The 15486-nt window shown below is 66.2% G+C and carries 12 protein-coding genes; 4 read left to right on the top strand and 8 right to left on the bottom strand.

Annotated features, from left to right (window positions below; translation table 11 throughout):
• Window positions 1-2: 2 nt before the first annotated feature.
• From ACIBW7_RS18405 to ACIBW7_RS18390, 4 genes are all read right to left on the bottom strand, one after another.
• On the bottom strand, window positions 3-518 hold the full coding sequence (locus tag ACIBW7_RS18405) for a DinB family protein (protein WP_397047622.1): 516 nt from the start codon (window positions 516-518) through the stop codon (window positions 3-5).
• Between the two features lie 93 nt (window positions 519-611).
• Window positions 612-1460 (bottom strand): alpha/beta fold hydrolase, encoded by an 849-nt coding sequence (locus ACIBW7_RS18400; RefSeq protein WP_397047620.1) that lies wholly within the window; start codon window positions 1458-1460, stop codon window positions 612-614.
• Window positions 1460-2626, bottom strand: coding sequence for a 3-hydroxy-9,10-secoandrosta-1,3,5(10)-triene-9,17-dione monooxygenase oxygenase subunit (gene hsaA, locus ACIBW7_RS18395; protein WP_397047618.1), 1167 nt, complete (start codon window positions 2624-2626; stop codon window positions 1460-1462). The genes ACIBW7_RS18400 and hsaA overlap by 1 nt, the downstream gene beginning before the upstream one ends.
• 123 nt (window positions 2627-2749) lie before the next feature.
• A complete protein-coding gene (locus ACIBW7_RS18390; protein ID WP_397047616.1) occupies window positions 2750-3454 on the bottom strand; it encodes a response regulator transcription factor in 705 nt (234 codons plus the stop codon).
• A gap of 280 nt (window positions 3455-3734) precedes the next feature.
• Between ACIBW7_RS18390 and ACIBW7_RS18385 the strand changes: the two genes are divergently transcribed.
• Window positions 3735-4376 carry a maleylpyruvate isomerase family mycothiol-dependent enzyme gene (locus ACIBW7_RS18385; RefSeq protein WP_397047614.1) on the top strand — a complete coding sequence of 214 codons (642 nt, stop codon included), beginning with the start codon at window positions 3735-3737 and terminating at the stop codon, window positions 4374-4376.
• A 13-nt stretch (window positions 4377-4389) separates the two neighbouring features.
• Here the strand turns inward: ACIBW7_RS18385 and ACIBW7_RS18380 are convergent, their stop codons facing one another.
• Together ACIBW7_RS18380 and ACIBW7_RS18375 are read right to left on the bottom strand one after the other, a co-directional pair.
• Window positions 4390-5328: a tyrosine-protein phosphatase gene (locus ACIBW7_RS18380; RefSeq protein ID WP_397047612.1), complete on the bottom strand. Its 939-nt coding sequence runs from the start codon at window positions 5326-5328 to the stop codon at window positions 4390-4392.
• Window positions 5329-5376: 48 nt separating this feature from the next.
• On the bottom strand, window positions 5377-7794 hold the full coding sequence (locus tag ACIBW7_RS18375) for a PEP-utilizing enzyme (protein ID WP_397047610.1): 2418 nt from the start codon (window positions 7792-7794) through the stop codon (window positions 5377-5379).
• Between the two features lie 169 nt (window positions 7795-7963).
• Here ACIBW7_RS18375 and ACIBW7_RS18370 point away from each other — a divergent pair, with 169 nt between their 5' ends.
• The 3 genes from ACIBW7_RS18370 to ACIBW7_RS18360 all read left to right on the top strand — a co-directional run bounded on the left by ACIBW7_RS18370 (window position 7964) and on the right by ACIBW7_RS18360 (window position 11864).
• Window positions 7964-9451, top strand: a complete 1488-nt coding sequence (locus ACIBW7_RS18370; RefSeq protein WP_397048176.1) for an FAD-dependent oxidoreductase — start codon at window positions 7964-7966, stop codon at window positions 9449-9451.
• Between the two features lie 250 nt (window positions 9452-9701).
• Window positions 9702-11312, top strand: a complete 1611-nt coding sequence (gene mdlC, locus ACIBW7_RS18365; RefSeq protein WP_397047609.1) for a benzoylformate decarboxylase — start codon at window positions 9702-9704, stop codon at window positions 11310-11312.
• A gap of 159 nt (window positions 11313-11471) precedes the next feature.
• Window positions 11472-11864, top strand: coding sequence for a hypothetical protein (locus ACIBW7_RS18360; protein WP_397047607.1), 393 nt, complete (start codon window positions 11472-11474; stop codon window positions 11862-11864).
• Between the two features lie 120 nt (window positions 11865-11984).
• On the opposite strand, the gene ACIBW7_RS18355 is transcribed toward ACIBW7_RS18360, so the two are convergent.
• A complete protein-coding gene (locus tag ACIBW7_RS18355; RefSeq protein ID WP_397047604.1) occupies window positions 11985-13712 on the bottom strand; it encodes an amidohydrolase family protein in 1728 nt (575 codons plus the stop codon).
• A 77-nt stretch (window positions 13713-13789) separates the two neighbouring features.
• Window positions 13790-15424 carry an esterase/lipase family protein gene (locus ACIBW7_RS18350; protein ID WP_397047602.1) on the bottom strand — a complete coding sequence of 545 codons (1635 nt, stop codon included), beginning with the start codon at window positions 15422-15424 and terminating at the stop codon, window positions 13790-13792.
• Between the last annotated feature and the right edge of the window lie 62 nt (window positions 15425-15486).

The raw sequence follows: 15486 nt of genomic DNA, 5'->3' as shown, positions 1-15486 counted from the left end.
CGTCAGTCGCCGGTCGCGCCGTCGATGCGTTCGCGCAGGAAGTCCGCGTGGCCGTTGTGCCGCGCGTATTCCTCGATCATGTGCACATAGACCCAGCGCAGGCTGTATTCGGTGCTGCGATGAGTGAAGACGTGGTCGAGGGATAGGTCCGCGACGGCGGCGTCGGCCGACTTGATCTCGGCGTGTAGCGTCGCCAGATCCGCGGCGGCGTCGGCATTGGCGATATCGTCGAAATCGCCGTTCGGGTTGTCTTGGCTGCAGTAGAGGTAATCCAGCGGTTCGCCGCAGGTAGCGATGCGGAACCAGCCGCGTTCGCATTCGGCGAGGTGGCGGACCAGGCCCAGCAGCGACAGCGTCGAGGGTGCGACACAGCGCCGCTTCAGCTGTTCGGCCTCGAGCCCGGCGCACTTCCACAGCAGCGTGCGGCGGTGCAGGTCCAGCCAGGTCTGCAGCATGGTCCGCTCGTCGGCGACCAGCGGCGGCTTGGTTCTGGTGATCTCGGGTGCGGTCCACGTCACCGGCCGACTGTAACTCCGAACCGCGAATGGAGCTCGCGAATTAATGCGACATCGGCCGGACATAGTGATGCCTATGTCGCCTCGGCATCGGCGCTACAGGCCGGAGTTCAGGAAGTCGATGACCGCCCGCTCGAAGGCGTCCTTGCGCTCGATCTGCACCCAGTGCCCGCAGCGCCCGAACAGCCGCAGATCGGCATTCGGCAGCTGACGGGACGGCAGCAGCGCACCCTCGGCTGGAGTGACCCGATCATCCCGGCCCCACAGCAGCAGCACCTCGTTGCGCAACGCGCGCAGCCGTGCCCACAGCGGAATCGGTTCCGCGAAGGCGGGATTCGCGAAGGTCGCGTAGGCGTCGCGGATCGCCGCGATCGCGGCCGGATCCGCGGCCGCGGCCCAGCGGTTCTCGACGAGTTCGTCGGTGAGTACCGCCTCGTCGAACACCATGGTCCGCAGCCAGGCGAGCACGCGCTCCCGGGTCGGCTCGCCGGTGAAGTCGAGCAGCCGCCGAATCCCTTCGGACGGTTCTGGTCCCAGCACATTGACGCCGACACCGCCCGGCGCCATGAGCACCAGTCGATCGATACGCCGGCCGTGTTCGAGCGCCACCAGCGTCGCCACCGCACCACCCATGGAGTTGCCGAGCAGGTGCACGGTGGGAAGTTCGAGTCGATCCAGCAGACCGAGCACCGCGTCGGCGGCGATGCGCAGATAGTTGCGCTGGTACACCTCGGGGCGCTCGCTCGCGCCGAAGCCCGGCTGATCCAAGATCAGGCAGCGGAAATGTTCGGCGAGTACCGGCAGGTTCGCGCCGAAATTGGCCCAGCCCGACACACCAGGGCCGGATCCGTGCAGCAGCACCAGCGGCGGACCCGAACCCGCCTCGTGGTAGCGAAGTTTCAGCCCGTCGACGGTGATGTGGCGACTGGTATCCGCCGCGTCCATCAGACCATCCGATCTTCGACCGGCAGCCCGAATTCCCCGCGGCCGAACATGGCGAGGGCGCGCTCGACATCGTTGATGACGTGCACACTGCCCGCGTGTGCGTCGCGCCAATGTCGTTCGATCGGATTGGGTTTGCGGATCGAGTGGCCACCGGAGTTGTCGAACAGCAGCTCGATCGCCTGGATCGCGCGCTCGGTGCCGCGCACCTGATCGCGGCGGGTGCGCAGCCGGGTTTCGTACGGAATCTCTTCGCCCGCTTCGGCATAACGCAGTTGCTCGGAGATATTGTGTTCCATCTGCAGGATGGCCGCGTCGATTTCGGAGCCCGCGCGCGCGACCCGCACATGGGCGAATGCGTCCTCGGCCACCTTCTGTCCGCCGTAGGACAGCCGGACCCGCTCGCGCATCCGCTCGATATGCGCCTCGTACGCGCCCTGTGCGGCACCGATGATGGGCGCGGTGATGGTGTTGGAGAAGACGCCGGCGAACGGAATCTTGTACAGGGCAGCGGGATTGGCTTCCTGGCCCGGACCGCGCAGCTGTGATTGCTCGGTGGCGCTGTAGGCGCGGTGATGCGGTACGAAGGCCTTCTCGATGACGATATCGTTGCTGCCGGTGCCGGACAGGCCGACCACGTGCCAGACATCATCGATGCGATAGTCGTTGCGCGGCACCAGGATTGTCAGATAGTCCTTGGGATTGCCGTGTTCGTCCGGGGCCAGTGCGCCCAGGAATGCCCACTGGGCATGGTCGCAGCCGGAGGAGAAACTCCACCGTCCGCTGACCTCGTAACCGCCTTCGACCGGCGTGAGCCGACCGGTCGGGGCGTACGAGGAGGAGATGAGCGTGTCGGAATCCTCGCCCCACACCTCTTCCTGCGCTTGTAATGGGAACAGCGCCAGCTGCCAAGGGTGCACGCCGAGCACCGACGACACCCAGCCGGTGGACGGGCAGGCCGAAGCGATGGTCCGAATGACCTCGTAGAACGCCACCGGGGAGGTTTCGTCGCCGCCGAAACGCGACGGCTGCAGCATGCGGAACACCCCCGCCTCGGTCAGTTCCCGGATGCTCGCCACCGGAACCCGCCGCTGCAGATCGGTCTCCGCGGCTCGCTCCCGGATTGCCGGGAGCAGATCCCGAACCCGATCGAGCACCTTATTGGCCATGACGGGAGTCCTCCTCTGTTCTCGCGACCGGTGTGCCGGACGACGCCATAGTTGTGACGCTATGGCGGTCGTGGCGGCACGTCGGGAGGAAGTCCCGGTGATCGGAACGCTCGGAGGTGGTGCCTACACCGCGTGCAGCAAACTCGATTCGGCGGTCGTCTCGTACGGGTCCGGACCCCACCGATAGCCGTAGCCGCGGATATTCGTGATCAGCCCTGGGCGGTCCAACTTCGCGCGCAACGAGGCCATATGCACATACAGTTTCCGCGATACCGCAAGCATCGAGTCGCCCCAGACGCAGTCCATCAATTGCTCACGGCTGACCGCTATTCCGGGCCGCTCGGCCAGGACCCGCAGCAACTCGAACTCGAGCCGGGTGAGCGGAACCAGTTCCCCGGCCACCTCCACCCGCCGCGCCGCGAGATCTACGCGAACGTCTTCGCTGGTCACCGTTTTACCTCGGGCAACGCTGGCAACGCCGACCCGGCGCGTGACCGCCTCCAGCCGTGCGGCCAACTCGCCGATGCGCGCGGGTTTGACCAGATAGTCGTCGGCGCCGCTGTGCAGCCCGAGCACAATCGAACGCTCATCGGCGTGCTCGCCGAGAATGACCACCGGCACCGAGCTGACCTCGCGCAACTTGCGCAACACCTGCAACCCGTCCATATCCGGCAGGCCCATGTCGAGGATAACGGCGTGATAGCCCTGATGCGCCAAGAGCAGATCGGCCCCGCGATGCTTGCGCTCCACCTGATGACCGTGCAGTTCGAGCCCTTGCGCCAGGGCATCGCCGCCAGCGGCTTCACCATCGATCATGATCAGCCGCATCCGTCTCACCTTCCCGCACGATCCGCCGAAGAGCAGCGAACCTGCATGGTCGCCGCCGACGCCCCCACACGCAAAGTGATTCCCTTGCCACCCTTGGGAAACGCCGGTCCGCGCCCCTGGCTGGACAAGTGATCACGGGGAAACCATGGCGGCAAAACGCGAGAAGTCCCCACCACCATTGCCACCTGATCTCGAGCGATTCCGTGGCGACCGATGAGTTCGAGGGTGGCGGTCCGTCTCAGGTGATGGAGGGGGGTGGCTATGGGATCGAGGAGATGCGATGACGGAGACCGAGGTGCGGGCGGCGATCGAGGCGGAGCGGGGTGAGTTGGCGGAAATGCTGGCCGGGCTGGCGGCCGAGCGGTGGGATGCGCCGACGTTGTGTGCCGGATGGCGGGTGCGGGAGGTAGTCGCGCATATCACCATGCCGTTCCGGATGTCCACGCCGCGGTTCGCACTCGAAATGCTCAAGGCGCGTGGGAATTTCAACAAGATGGCGGATAGGAGTGCGCGGTCGGATGCGGCAGTGCTGACAGCCGAGGGGTTGGTCGCCGCGGTGCGGGACAATGTGAATCACCCGTGGAAGCCGCCGGGTGGCGGGTACGCGGGTGCACTGAGTCACGATGTCATCCACGGTTTGGATATCACCGTCGCGCTCGGGCTGGACCGCGTCGTCCCGGCCGATCGCATGCGAATGGTGCTCGGCGCGCTCTCGCCGAAAAGTGTCAACTTCTTCGGCGTCGACCTGGACGGGATCGAGCTGCGGGCCGATGATCTCGATTTCACTTACGGCTCGGGTTCGATGCTCGCGGGTTCGGCCCAGGATCTGCTGCTGGTGTTGTGCGGCCGGACGCTGCCCGCGGGAAGTGTGCGCGGCGATGCGGCCGAGAGATTCACGGGGCCGGTGCCACCTGCACAGTGACACCGGCACAAGCTCAGTGTTTGGTCAGCATCTTCGCCTTCAGCGCCGCCAGCGTCGTGCCATCGATCCCGAGACCATCGCCGAGGAAGCTGTCGAACGAGCCGTAAGATGCCTGGACCTGGTCGAACGCCGCGTCCAGGAATTCGCGCTGCACACCGAGGATCGGCTCCCAGAGCGCACGATCGGTCACCAAGCCCTGGGCGACGAGCCCGTCCAGCAGCGCCTTGTTCCCGGCCGCCAAGTTGTCGTTGGAGTCCGAGAAGTCGTTGTAGATCTGCCCCTTCGGCACATCCAGCGCGCTCATCAAGATCGCGGTCATCCAGCCGGTGCGGTCCTTACCCGCCGTGCAGTGGTACAGCACCGCACCCTGCGCGGTAGCGATGTCCTTGAATGCCTGGGCGAACTGGGCGCGCGCGGTGGGGTTCGAAACGAACCACGCGTAGTAGTCACGCATGATCTTGGCGGCCTTGCCGTCGCCGAGCGCCTCCTGCTGGGCGGCCGGTCCGGCCTGGATCAGTCGCGCCACCATGAGGTAGAAGTCGTTGGCCGGATCGTAGACCGGCTGTTCGGTGCGGCGGATCGATGCCGGGAGCTTATCGGGATCGCGGCCGGTTTCGGTGGGGCTGCGGAAGTCGATGACCTGAGTAATGTTGAGCGACACCAGCTTCTGCTGTTCGCTCGGGTCGAGTTTGGCCAGCGCGTCGGAGCGGTACACGACGCCGGTCGCGAGGAAGCTGGCGCCCTTGGCCGGATACCCGCCGATATCGCGGGCATTCGGCGCATGCGCCAGACCCAGCGGCCGATCGGCCTGGCCGGGTGACCGCAGCACCGGCACGGCCGGCCCCGAGAGCGCCGGACCCGCCGACGCTGGTCCGGCCAGCGCCGGGAGGACGCCGACCAGCACTGCGGCCGCGGCCGCGATCGTGCCGCGGAAAGCGCGCGAATTCTTCACGAGGGGTGTTCCTTTCATCAAAGTCTGCGACCCGAGTTCGGGCCGCGCTCAGTCGGCGAGCAGCGTGACTGTCCCGGCCGCGCCGTCCACGCGCACGCGCTGGCCGTCGGCCAGGCTGGTGGTCGCGGTCTTCGTGTCGACGACACAGGGAATGCCGAATTCACGGGCGACGATCGCGGCATGGGAAGCGGACCCACCGATATCGGTGATCACGGCGGCGGCGTAGGCGAACATCGCGGTGTGGCCGGTGTCGGTCACCGCGGCGACCAGGATGTCGCCGGGCTCGATATCGTCATCCAGCGACAGCACCAGCTTCACCCGGCCCTCCACCACACCGGCGCAGACACCGATACCGGTCAGGCTCTCGCCGGCAGTAAGCGCCGCCGCATCGGGGACCGGTTCCCATTGTCCGGCAATGACATCGGGCATCCTGATGGTTTGCAATCGAGTGCGTTCCGCGCGCCTGCGGGCCACCTTTTCGGCCGCATCCGCTGGGAGACAGAAGATTTCGTCCAGCGTGAGATAGCAGGCTTCGTCGACCTCGCGCAGCCGACCGGCGCGAACGAGTCGATCGGCCCGCTCGCGCACGGCAAGTCGCAGGCAGTGGGTGATCCGGACGACGCCGTCGCGTGCGCGCTCCCGGGCCACGGTGGCTCCGGCCGCCATCCGGGCCGTGCGACTCGGCGACGAATCCACGGTGTCGCGCTTGGGTGCCGGCATTTGCGCGGCGCGGGCGGCAGCGCTCACCAACAGGGCGGGCCGGTCACCGAATGTCGGGTTGATCAGCTCGCATTCACCAGGACCTCGGTGCCCGACCTTCGCCAGCTCCTCGTCGAGTGCGGCGGCGAAGGCGGGGGATTTTGCCCGGGCCGCATCGATATCACCGGCGTGCGCAAGCTCGGCGAGCTCGGCGTCCGCGCGGCAGAATTCGGCCAGGCGTTCCACCGCGAGCATCGGTTTCGCCGATTCCAACCGAGTCAAGTCGATCGGAACCTCGCCCGCATCCTTGCCGCGTGCGTGGATGGCGGTGGCGGCCCCGGTCATCATCACACCGATCGCCGCGCCCTGCCACGCCTGGTGCAGACGATCGCGCCAGAGCAGGGCACGGACGTGCAGTTGCTCATCGGACAGTTCGCGAATCTCGTTCGCGGTCAATGCTTCCGCATGAGATGCGGCATTGATCAGCTCGGCCGTCTTGCCGAAACGGCGGGCTGTGGCGATGACGCGGGAGGTCGCTCGCCCCGTCGCCAGCGTGCTGGCGAGCCCGGTCGGCATCGGCGGCTTGCCGTGCGGCTGCAGGGCGATTTCGGCCGGGATATTGCCATAGGCGTCGCGGCGGATGCTCTCCTCATCCCAGCCCGGCATATTCTCGGCCGCGAGCACGCCGATCGAGGCATTGATGTAGATGTGGTGGCCGAGCACGGTGGTGACCCGACTCGTCCAGTGTTCCACGGCGATTCCGTCGAGTGCGATCATCGCACCCATCGCCTCGTTGCTGAGGCGGATGGCACCGGCCTGCAGGTCGATGGTCAGCGGTGTCATCGGGCCGGGGAGCGCCTCGGAAGTATTGGTCGCGGTGTGTACCGGGTAGCGCTCGTCGACCCGATCGTCGAATTCGCCTTCGAGACCTTCCGGGGCGACATCGGTGAGTGGATGGTTGTCCGACGTGGCGGCGCGGGATGGAATCACGTGTGACGGCAACGGGATTGCGCCCCTGCGCGTGCGGAAGCCGCCGCCATCGGGCTTGCGGCCGATCATCCCGCGCACCAGATCGGCGATGACCTCGCGTGCCGTCCAGCCGCAGCGGAAGCCCCACTTCTGCTGTGCGACAGTGGGATCCAGGAGAGCACGGCGGCCGGACCAGCCGGGCACCCTGGCCGGGTACCGTACACCCGCTTCGCGCATCATGCGGCGTACCTCGTCGGTGGTCACCACGCCGGAAGCCGCGAGTTCGACGATCTCGAGCCCATCTTCGCTGTGACCGGACGGCAGCGCGGTGGCGGCCAGGACCAGGAAGCGGTCCAGGTCGTCGCTGTGCAGCAGCTGGCATCCGTCATCGGACTTCGAGCCGAGAATCGGCTCGAGCGCACGGCGGGTTTCGTGTCCGATCCGGCGACCGGCGATCGGCGCGGTGCGCACCAGCACGCTATCCGCGCCCGACGCGCGCAGCACCGCCATCGCCTCGGCATCCGAAGGCCGCGTCGAGCCAGGACTGACTGGAACCACCACCCGCGCGCCGACTTTGCGTGCGGCGGCTGCGATTTCGGCGAGCCCGCTTGCTGCCAGATGTACGACGCTCGCGCAGCCGTCGACAGCGTCGGTGTGGTCGGTCGTGAACCGCACCCGTGGATCGATGTAGCGATGCCACCGCTGGTCCAGCCCGACCACTTCGTGCCCGGCGGCCAACAACATCCGCGCCACCGCGCGACCGCTCGGCTCGGTGATTCCGGTGACCAGGACCCGCATCGATTTCCTCTCCTCACTGGCGCCGGGATACGCGAACGTGACGCCGTTCACACACCATCGCGAGTGCGGAACGCCGCGATCGGTGCCAGTCCCACTGAACGGGAGTACCCGGCTCGACCACCGAGATGAGCGATTCCGTCATCCGGTGGACGCGCGCAGCCTCGATGCCATGACGGTCCGCAAATCGGTCGCGCCGCGTGCCGCCGCCGAGGTGAAGTCCTATGACATCGAGACCGACGTGCTGGTCGTCGGGTACGGCAGTGCGGGCGCTTGCGCCGCATTCGAGGCCGCGACGGTCGGTGCCGAGGTTTTGGTGCTGGATCGGGCCGGTGGGCCGGGTGGTGCGTCGGCGTTGTCGGGCGGCGAGATCTACCTCGGCGGCGGTACGCCGATTCAGCGGGCGTGCGGGTTCGACGACAGTCCCGAGCAGATGGCGGCATTCCTGGTGGCGGCGCTCGGGCCGGGCGCGGATGTGGCGAAGATCGTGCATTACAGCGAGCACAGCGTGGCGCATTTCCACTGGCTCGTCGATCGCGGTGTGCCGTTCAAACCCAGTCTCTGGGATGCTCCCGCCTGGGTACCGCCAACCGATGACGGGCTCATGTGGCTCGGCGAAAACAGTTGGCCGTTCACCGAAATCGCTATCCCCGCCCCGCGCGGTCATCGGCCTACCGCGAATGACTTCGGCGGACGGCTACTGCTGGACTGTCTGGTGTCCGCGGCCGAATCCGCCGGTGTGACAGCGCAATACGACACCTACGCGACGAATCTGATCCTGGGCGAAAATGGCTCGGTGGTCGGCGTGGTGGCCCGGCACTACGGCACGGAACTCAATATTCGAGCACGACGCGGATGTGTGCTCACTACTGGAGGTTTCGTCGACAACGACGATATGCTCACCGCCCACGCGCCGCGGCTGCTCGGCCATACCAAGGTGAGCGCGGGCACCGACGACGGCAGCGGCATCCGCATCGCACAGGCCGCCGGCGCCGCCGTGCGGCATATGTCGGCCGGTCAGGTCGGCGCCTCGCTGATTCCGGGGTTCGCCGCGCGCGGGATGATCGTCAACCATCGCGGCCAGCGCTTCGTCAACGAGGACACTTATCCCGGCCGCATCGGCCAGGCCGCGCTCTTCGGTCACGATATGAACGTCTGGGTGGTGCTCGACGAACAGGGCTACGAGGAGGTGCCCGAACGCGAACGCTGGGGTGTGCGCCCGACCCACGTCGCCGAATCCATCGGCGAACTCGACGAACTACTCGCCCTGCCGCCCGGCGCACTCACCGCTACCATCAACCGCTACAACGAATTCGCCTCGTGCGGAACCGATCCCGATTTCCACAAAGCACCGCGCTGGCTGCGCCCACTGACACCTCCGCTGGCCGCCATCGACGTGAAAGCGGGCGTCCGCCCGCCCTCGGAATCCGGCAACCGCCGCGGCACCGGCGCCTCCGTCTTCACCCTCGGCGGCCTCCACACCACCCTGGACGGCCACGTCCTCGACCTCGACGGGCTCCCCATCCCCGGCCTCTTCGCGGCCGGCCGCGCCACGTCCGGCCTCCACGGCGAGGGCTACATCAGCGGTACCTCCCTAGGCGACGCCACCTTCTTCGGCCGTAAATCCGGCGCCACCGCCGCCCTACCGCCGAAGCGCTGACCCGATCAGGGAGTGTCGGGTAGACGGCTCCGAGTCGCTTCTGGTGGGCGCTATTGGTGTGTTTGACATCACTATGCGGCGGTGCGTAGCGTCTCTTTTCGTCATTGCGCTTACACCCGCCGCCAGCAGCCTGTTGTGGATTGTGTGGCATACGGCTGGAGAAACGGCCATCGGCCGGATTCCTACGCGCACACGATGACAGCTCGCCCGGTTTGCTGGCGCCTCCTGGCGAAGGGACCTGCTGAGTACCATGACCGAGAAATCGACCGTGCACAGCGTTACCTACGATTTGTTGAGGTCGCTGGGTATGAAGACCGTCTTCGGTAATCCGGGATCCACCGAGGAGACCTTTCTCAAGAACTTCCCGGATGACTTCACCTATGTGCTGGGTCTGCAAGAAGCATCCGTCATCGCCATGGCGGATGCCTTCGCCCAGACCACCCGGCGCCCGGCACTGGTGAACCTGCACTCTTCCGCGGGGCTCGGCAACAGCATCGGCAACCTGGTCGCGGCCTACCACGGGCACACGCCTCTTATCGTCACGGCCGGCCAGCAACACCGCGAGCTGTTGATCGGCGAGCCATACCTCGGCAACCGCGACGCGGCGAATATGCCAAGGCCATGGGTGAAATGGTCCTACGAGCCCGCGCGCGCCGAGTCAGTGCCCGAAGCGTTCATGCGTGCGTACGCGATGGCCGTGCAGCCGCCTGCGGGACCGGTGTTTCTGTCCATTCCGCTCGACGACTGGGATCACCATCTGGAAGGGCCCGCTGTGCTGCGCGATGTCAGCCGGGCCTATGCGCCCGATCCCGAGCGCATTCGGCGATTCGCCGCTCGCATCACCGCGAGTCACCGGCCTGCGCTGATCCTCGGACCCGACGTCGATCGCGCCCGTGCATGGCAGGCGGGCATCGCGCTGGCCGAGAAATTGAAGGCCGCGGTCTACAGCCCGCCACTTCCGGACCGCGCCTCGTTCCCCGAGGACCACCCCCAGTACCAGGGTTCGGTCGGCATGTCGGTCAAGGCGGTCGGCGAGCGGCTCGCCGGACACGATCTCGTCGTGGTCATCGGGGCCGAGGTCTTCCGCTACTACCCCTACGTGCCCGGCGACATCCTCCCCGCTGGGACGAAACTGCTGCAGATCACCGACGACCCGGCGATTGCCGCAGCTGCCCGTGCCGGTGACAGCCTCCTCGGCGATGCCCGGCTGTCGATCGAACTCCTCACCGAGTTGGTGGGTGACGGCAGCGGCCGCGTGCAGCCGAAGCCCATGCCGCGTCCAAGGGAGCTGCCGGAAAACCCGAGCAGTCCGCTGACGCCGGCCGAGGTCTACGCGGCTCTCAGTATGGTCCGTCCGGAGCACGCCGTCTTCGTCAACGAGTCCACCTCGACCATGGCCCAGCATGCCGAGTGGCTGCCCACCGTCGAGCCCGACTCCTTCTTCGCCACTGCCAGTGGTGGTATCGGCTGGGCTGTACCGGCTGCCGTCGGTGTCGCGCTCGGCGACCGGGACCGTGGTGTCAAGCGTCCGGTGATCGGTCTGATCGGGGACGGGTCGTTCCATTACTCGGTCCAGGGCCTGTGGACCGCGGCACAGCACAACCTGCCGATCGTGTATGTCGTGATGCGCAATCACGAGTACTCCATCCTCAAATCCTTCGCCGACCTGGAACAGACGCCGGGTGTGCCCGGGCTCGACCTACCCGGCCTGGACATTGCCTCCGTGGCACGGGGGTTGGGCTGCCAAGCCATTGACGTCAATTCCACCGGAGACCTCGAAAAGGAGTTCAAGCTCGCACTGGAATCCGGCATCACCACGGTGATCGTGGTAACCACCCAACCGGAGAAGGCCATGCTTTGACATGCCCGGCTACACCCCGCATCACTGCACAAGAAACGCTGACAGCTGAAACCAAGGCCGCACTGGTCGATCTCTCGTTTGTCCGACAGCGGAGTCGCGGCGATTCAGCGGTAGGGGTGGATATGATCTTGGGTGGGGTACGGGCCTGTGGAGATCGAGATGGCTGTAGATCCAGACTTGGCGGATGTGGTTGCGGCGTTGCACTGGGATCTGGCCGAGTGGATGGGGGCGGATGCGCCGCCGAAGGTTTTCGATCGGTTCGCCAATGCGCTGGATGAGCAGTTCGCGGCGGTGACCACTGTCGGGCAGGTCGTCGATCGCGATACGTTGTTGGCCGGGGTGTGGTCGGCTCGGAATACTCAGCCGGGGTTGGAGATCGAGGTCTCTGATATCGAGGAGCTGGCTCGCGGCGGGACGGTTGTCGGCGTGCGGTTCACGGCGGAAAACCAGCTGGGCGATGCACGGACCCGTCGTCTGGTGACCGCGATACTGATCATTGCCGACCATGGTTATCTTTGGCGTTCGGTGCACGAGACTCCCGCCGCCGAGTAGATCGCGGCCGTCCCGATCATCGCTGACAGCACATTGACCTTGGCGTCGTGCACGGCGCGCCTCCTAGGCCGTAGTCACCGGCGGTATGAATCGCTGCCGATCGTGCAGACTCGCGCTGGGTCACCGCGCTTCGAGGAAGGTGCCCGCGTGGATCGTGGTGCCGAAACCCGGTGCGAAGTTCCCGTATTCGTACAGCAGGTGTCCACCGACGATGGTCGCGGCGACGGCGCGGTCGTTGCGGTTGACCATGCGGTCCAGGCCGTCGATACCGGGGACGGGGGCTTCGGCGTAGGCAGCGCTGGAGCCGTCGAATCCGGCGGGGTCGATGACCGCGATATCGGCGCGGGAGCCTTCGGTCAGATGGCCCGCATCCAGGCCGTACCAGTCGGCGAGTTCACCGGTCAGCCGGTGGATCGCGGTTTCCAGCGGCATGAAGGCGCGCTGGTGAACTCGTTCCAGCATGCGCAGGCCGAAGTTGTAGAAGGCCATATTGCGTAGGTGGGCACCGGAATCGGCGAAGCCGACCTGAACGACGGGGGAGCACTGGAGCCGGTCCATCACCTCGTCGCGATCATTGGCGATGACTGTGCGCCAACGCAATTGCGCACCGTGCTCGACGGTGAGGTCGAGCAGGGCATCGGCCGGGTGGATGCCGCGCTCGTCGGCCACCTCGCCGAAGGACTTACCGATGACTTCGGGATCCGGACACGCGACGATCTGGGCGTCGTAGAGGTCGCGATGCCATACGCGCGGGCCGAATTTCTTGCTGAGGTCCTTGCGGAACTGCCGCCGGTAGGACTCGTCGGCGAGCAGTTCACCGCGCTTCATCACATCGCGGATATTGAGTGCCGCGACGCCGGAGCCGAATTCCTCGAACACCACCAGATCGACACCATCGGCGTACACCTCGAACGGCACCGGCAGATGCTGCCACCGGAATTGCGCTCCGCCAATGGTATTCGCGATCCAGGCGGCGGTGGTGGCGGCCCGCGCGACGGTGCGATCGGCCTTGACGTCCATCCCCGCGATCAGCGTGGTCTTCAGCGGCTTACGGAACGGTCCGCCCGCGCTCTCGGCGAAGTAGCGCGCTATCTCGACGCGGGCCGTCAGGTTGGGCGTGCTCTGATGGATCCGATCACGCTGCCGCAGAATATCGTTCAGCGCTCGATATTCTCGCCAAGTGGCAAAGGTCGATGGCAATTGCCTGGTCGGGAAGCGCTCGCCCGCCAATTTGGAGAACGAACTGCGGATGGTGGACAGCCCGAGGAAACCAGCATCAAGTGCGCTGGACAGCATCTCGCGCATGCGGCCCAGTTCCACCTCGGTCGGGCGCACCGCCACGTCCACGGCCCGAGCCAGCCCCATTACTGCGACCCGCATATCCGAATGTCCCAGTAGCGCAGCCACATTCGCACCGAGCGGGCGCGCGGCAAGGGCCCGAGCGTAGGCATGCGGACCGTCCCAGTCCTTGTGCTCCTTGACCGCGGCATGCACCGCATCCCATGGCAATGCTTCCACCCGCGCGAACATATCGGCACAGTCCTCGGCATCGGAATACACCGTCGACAGCGAACAATTCCCGAACACCACGGTGGTGACGCCGTGCCGTACGGAATCACCGAGACCAGGGTTGCCGAGCACCTCCGCGTCATAATGCGTATGCACGTCGAGCATTCCGGGCATCACCCATTTGCCCGCCGCATCCACCGTCCGCGCACCGTCGGGCAATGCCGAGGCGCTGATCACGGTGACCCGGCCGTTGGTGATTCCGATATCGGCGATGCGCGGCGGTGTGCCGAGCCCGTCGAATACCGATCCGCCGCGAATCACCAAGTCGCACTGAGCCATCTCAGCCCCTCACAGCCATATAGGAGATACCAGGAGTATCGGTTACATGGTCGCATGGCGTCGGGCTCTCGAAAAGGTCAGGCGACCTCGAGTGCTGTATAGGTCGTCACGAGCATTCCGGCAATGACGCCGAGGCCGACCAGCGGGCCGAGCATGGCGACCGAGAGCCAGCCGAGGCCGATCAGTGCCCCGCCCGTCAACCAGGTCGCGACCGGCGCGAAACGCGACATCAGCTCGAAGAACTTGCCCGGCGCGGCATGGTCGGCCTCGCAGGGGGCCTCGTTGTCGTGGACAAATCCGACGACACCGGGTAACCGCTTGGCCACGAGGGCCGCGCCGTGCCCGCCCTTGATGTAGCGCACCTGCAGCGTGCCGGGCGGAACCGAATCGAATCCGGTGAAACCGCCCACCCCGACATCGCGCATGCCGAGACCACGCAACGCGCTGCACAACCAGGCGACCGGCTTATCGGCGCTGGCACACACATTCACCAGCGATCCGATCTGGCCCCTGTCGGCGCATTCCACCCAGTCGAATTCGCGGGGCAGCACACTGCCCGCCAGGAAGACATTCTGGAAGGCCAGCGCCGGTATCTGCTCGAGTGACTGCCCGAACAGGTAGGTGCCATTGCTGTGCCCGACGAAGTGGAAAGGAATGCCGGGATGCCGGGCCAGGAAGTAGCTGTACTGATCGGCGAACCAGCGCAGATTGCGACGCCGAGTGAACGGCAGCGCGAAGTCGTAGGCCGACAGCCGCCCATAGGACGGCGTCACCACCAGCACGTCGGGTTCCAGCTCGTGCAGTTTCCGCTCGAGTTCGTTCGGCCATTCGCCATTGCCCGATCGAATTCCGTGCAGTGCGAACACCACCGATTTGATGGTCGCCTCGTGCTCGGGCAGCGGGCTCGGGTTGGTGGATTCGACGTCCTCGGTAATGGCCCAGCGCAGAATGTCGTAGCGCTGTCCGGTGTAATCCTCGCGGACCTTGCGTCTGGTGCAGGCGATATCGGCGTGTGTCGCATTGGGCATGAGCTTCTGAACGCCGGTCGGCAGCGTTTCCAGATCGCGGCTGTCCTCGCTGTCCACCGCCCAGTCGTTGCGTGCGCGCACCTGTACGACAGTCGGTGCTTTATCGCCGAGATCGGCGATTTCGCGCAGCCATTGGATGCGCAAATTGGTGATGAACGGTGAGCCGCAGAGCATCTCCAGCACCGTGAACATCTGCAGCAGCGGCACCAGCACCTTGGCCGGCATCCGGAACGGCCAGGGCGCGCGGTCCAGATCGACGCCGCGATTCGGCGCGGCGAGCAGCACGATGCGGGAGACGGCGTCGGCCCAGGCCAATTGCGGGCCGTCGAGACCGCGCAGTGCCTGCAGGAAGGCGTAGCGGAGCATGACGCCGCCGATGCTGTGTCCGATGAGGACGATCTCTTCGGTCCGGCGCGGTCCGGTCCAGTAGGCGTCGATGCGATCGGCGAGATCGCGGCAGCGCGCGGTCAGGCTCCCTCGGCTCAGCCGTGTGACCGGCTCCGGGAATTGCCAGTAGACGGCCTCGTCCGGCCCGTATCCGGGCTCGTGGCGCAATTTGTCGAATAGATCCTTCGCCGCATGCGGCGCTTCGGAAAGACCGGCGACATAGACGATCAGTCGACGGCGCTGTGCGTGCGCGGATTCCATGATGATCCCCCGAGGTGCGGTGCCATCGATCCTCATTCGACGGCATCCGGTGGTACTTGTACTACAAGATCGCGAATAGGTCCACCGGTGTTTCCCGC

It is taken from the genome of Nocardia sp. NPDC049526 (genome assembly GCF_044465765.1).
In the GTDB taxonomy this organism is placed as follows: Bacteria; Actinomycetota; Actinomycetes; order Mycobacteriales; family Mycobacteriaceae; genus Nocardia.
The sequence above is the reverse complement of the archived record's forward strand: the minus strand, read 5'-3'. Positions and strand labels throughout refer to the sequence as shown.

Excerpts from the sequence above, each read along its gene's own strand:
- ACIBW7_RS18400 (WP_397047620.1), bottom strand. The coding sequence starts at position 1,460 with ATGGACGCGGCGGATACCAGTCGCCACATCACCGTCGACGGGCTGAAA.
- hsaA (WP_397047618.1), bottom strand. The coding sequence starts at position 2,626 with ATGGCCAATAAGGTGCTCGATCGGGTTCGGGATCTGCTCCCGGCAATC.
- ACIBW7_RS18390 (WP_397047616.1), bottom strand. The coding sequence starts at position 3,454 with ATGCGGCTGATCATGATCGATGGTGAAGCCGCTGGCGGCGATGCCCTG.
- ACIBW7_RS18385 (WP_397047614.1), top strand. The coding sequence starts at position 3,735 with ATGACGGAGACCGAGGTGCGGGCGGCGATCGAGGCGGAGCGGGGTGAG.
- ACIBW7_RS18375 (WP_397047610.1), bottom strand. The coding sequence starts at position 7,794 with ATGCGGGTCCTGGTCACCGGAATCACCGAGCCGAGCGGTCGCGCGGTG.
- ACIBW7_RS18370 (WP_397048176.1), top strand. The coding sequence starts at position 7,964 with ATGACGGTCCGCAAATCGGTCGCGCCGCGTGCCGCCGCCGAGGTGAAG.
- mdlC (WP_397047609.1), top strand. The coding sequence starts at position 9,702 with ATGACCGAGAAATCGACCGTGCACAGCGTTACCTACGATTTGTTGAGG.
- ACIBW7_RS18360 (WP_397047607.1), top strand. The coding sequence starts at position 11,472 with ATGGCTGTAGATCCAGACTTGGCGGATGTGGTTGCGGCGTTGCACTGG.
- ACIBW7_RS18355 (WP_397047604.1), bottom strand. The coding sequence starts at position 13,712 with ATGGCTCAGTGCGACTTGGTGATTCGCGGCGGATCGGTATTCGACGGG.
- ACIBW7_RS18350 (WP_397047602.1), bottom strand. The coding sequence starts at position 15,424 with ATGAGGATCGATGGCACCGCACCTCGGGGGATCATCATGGAATCCGCG.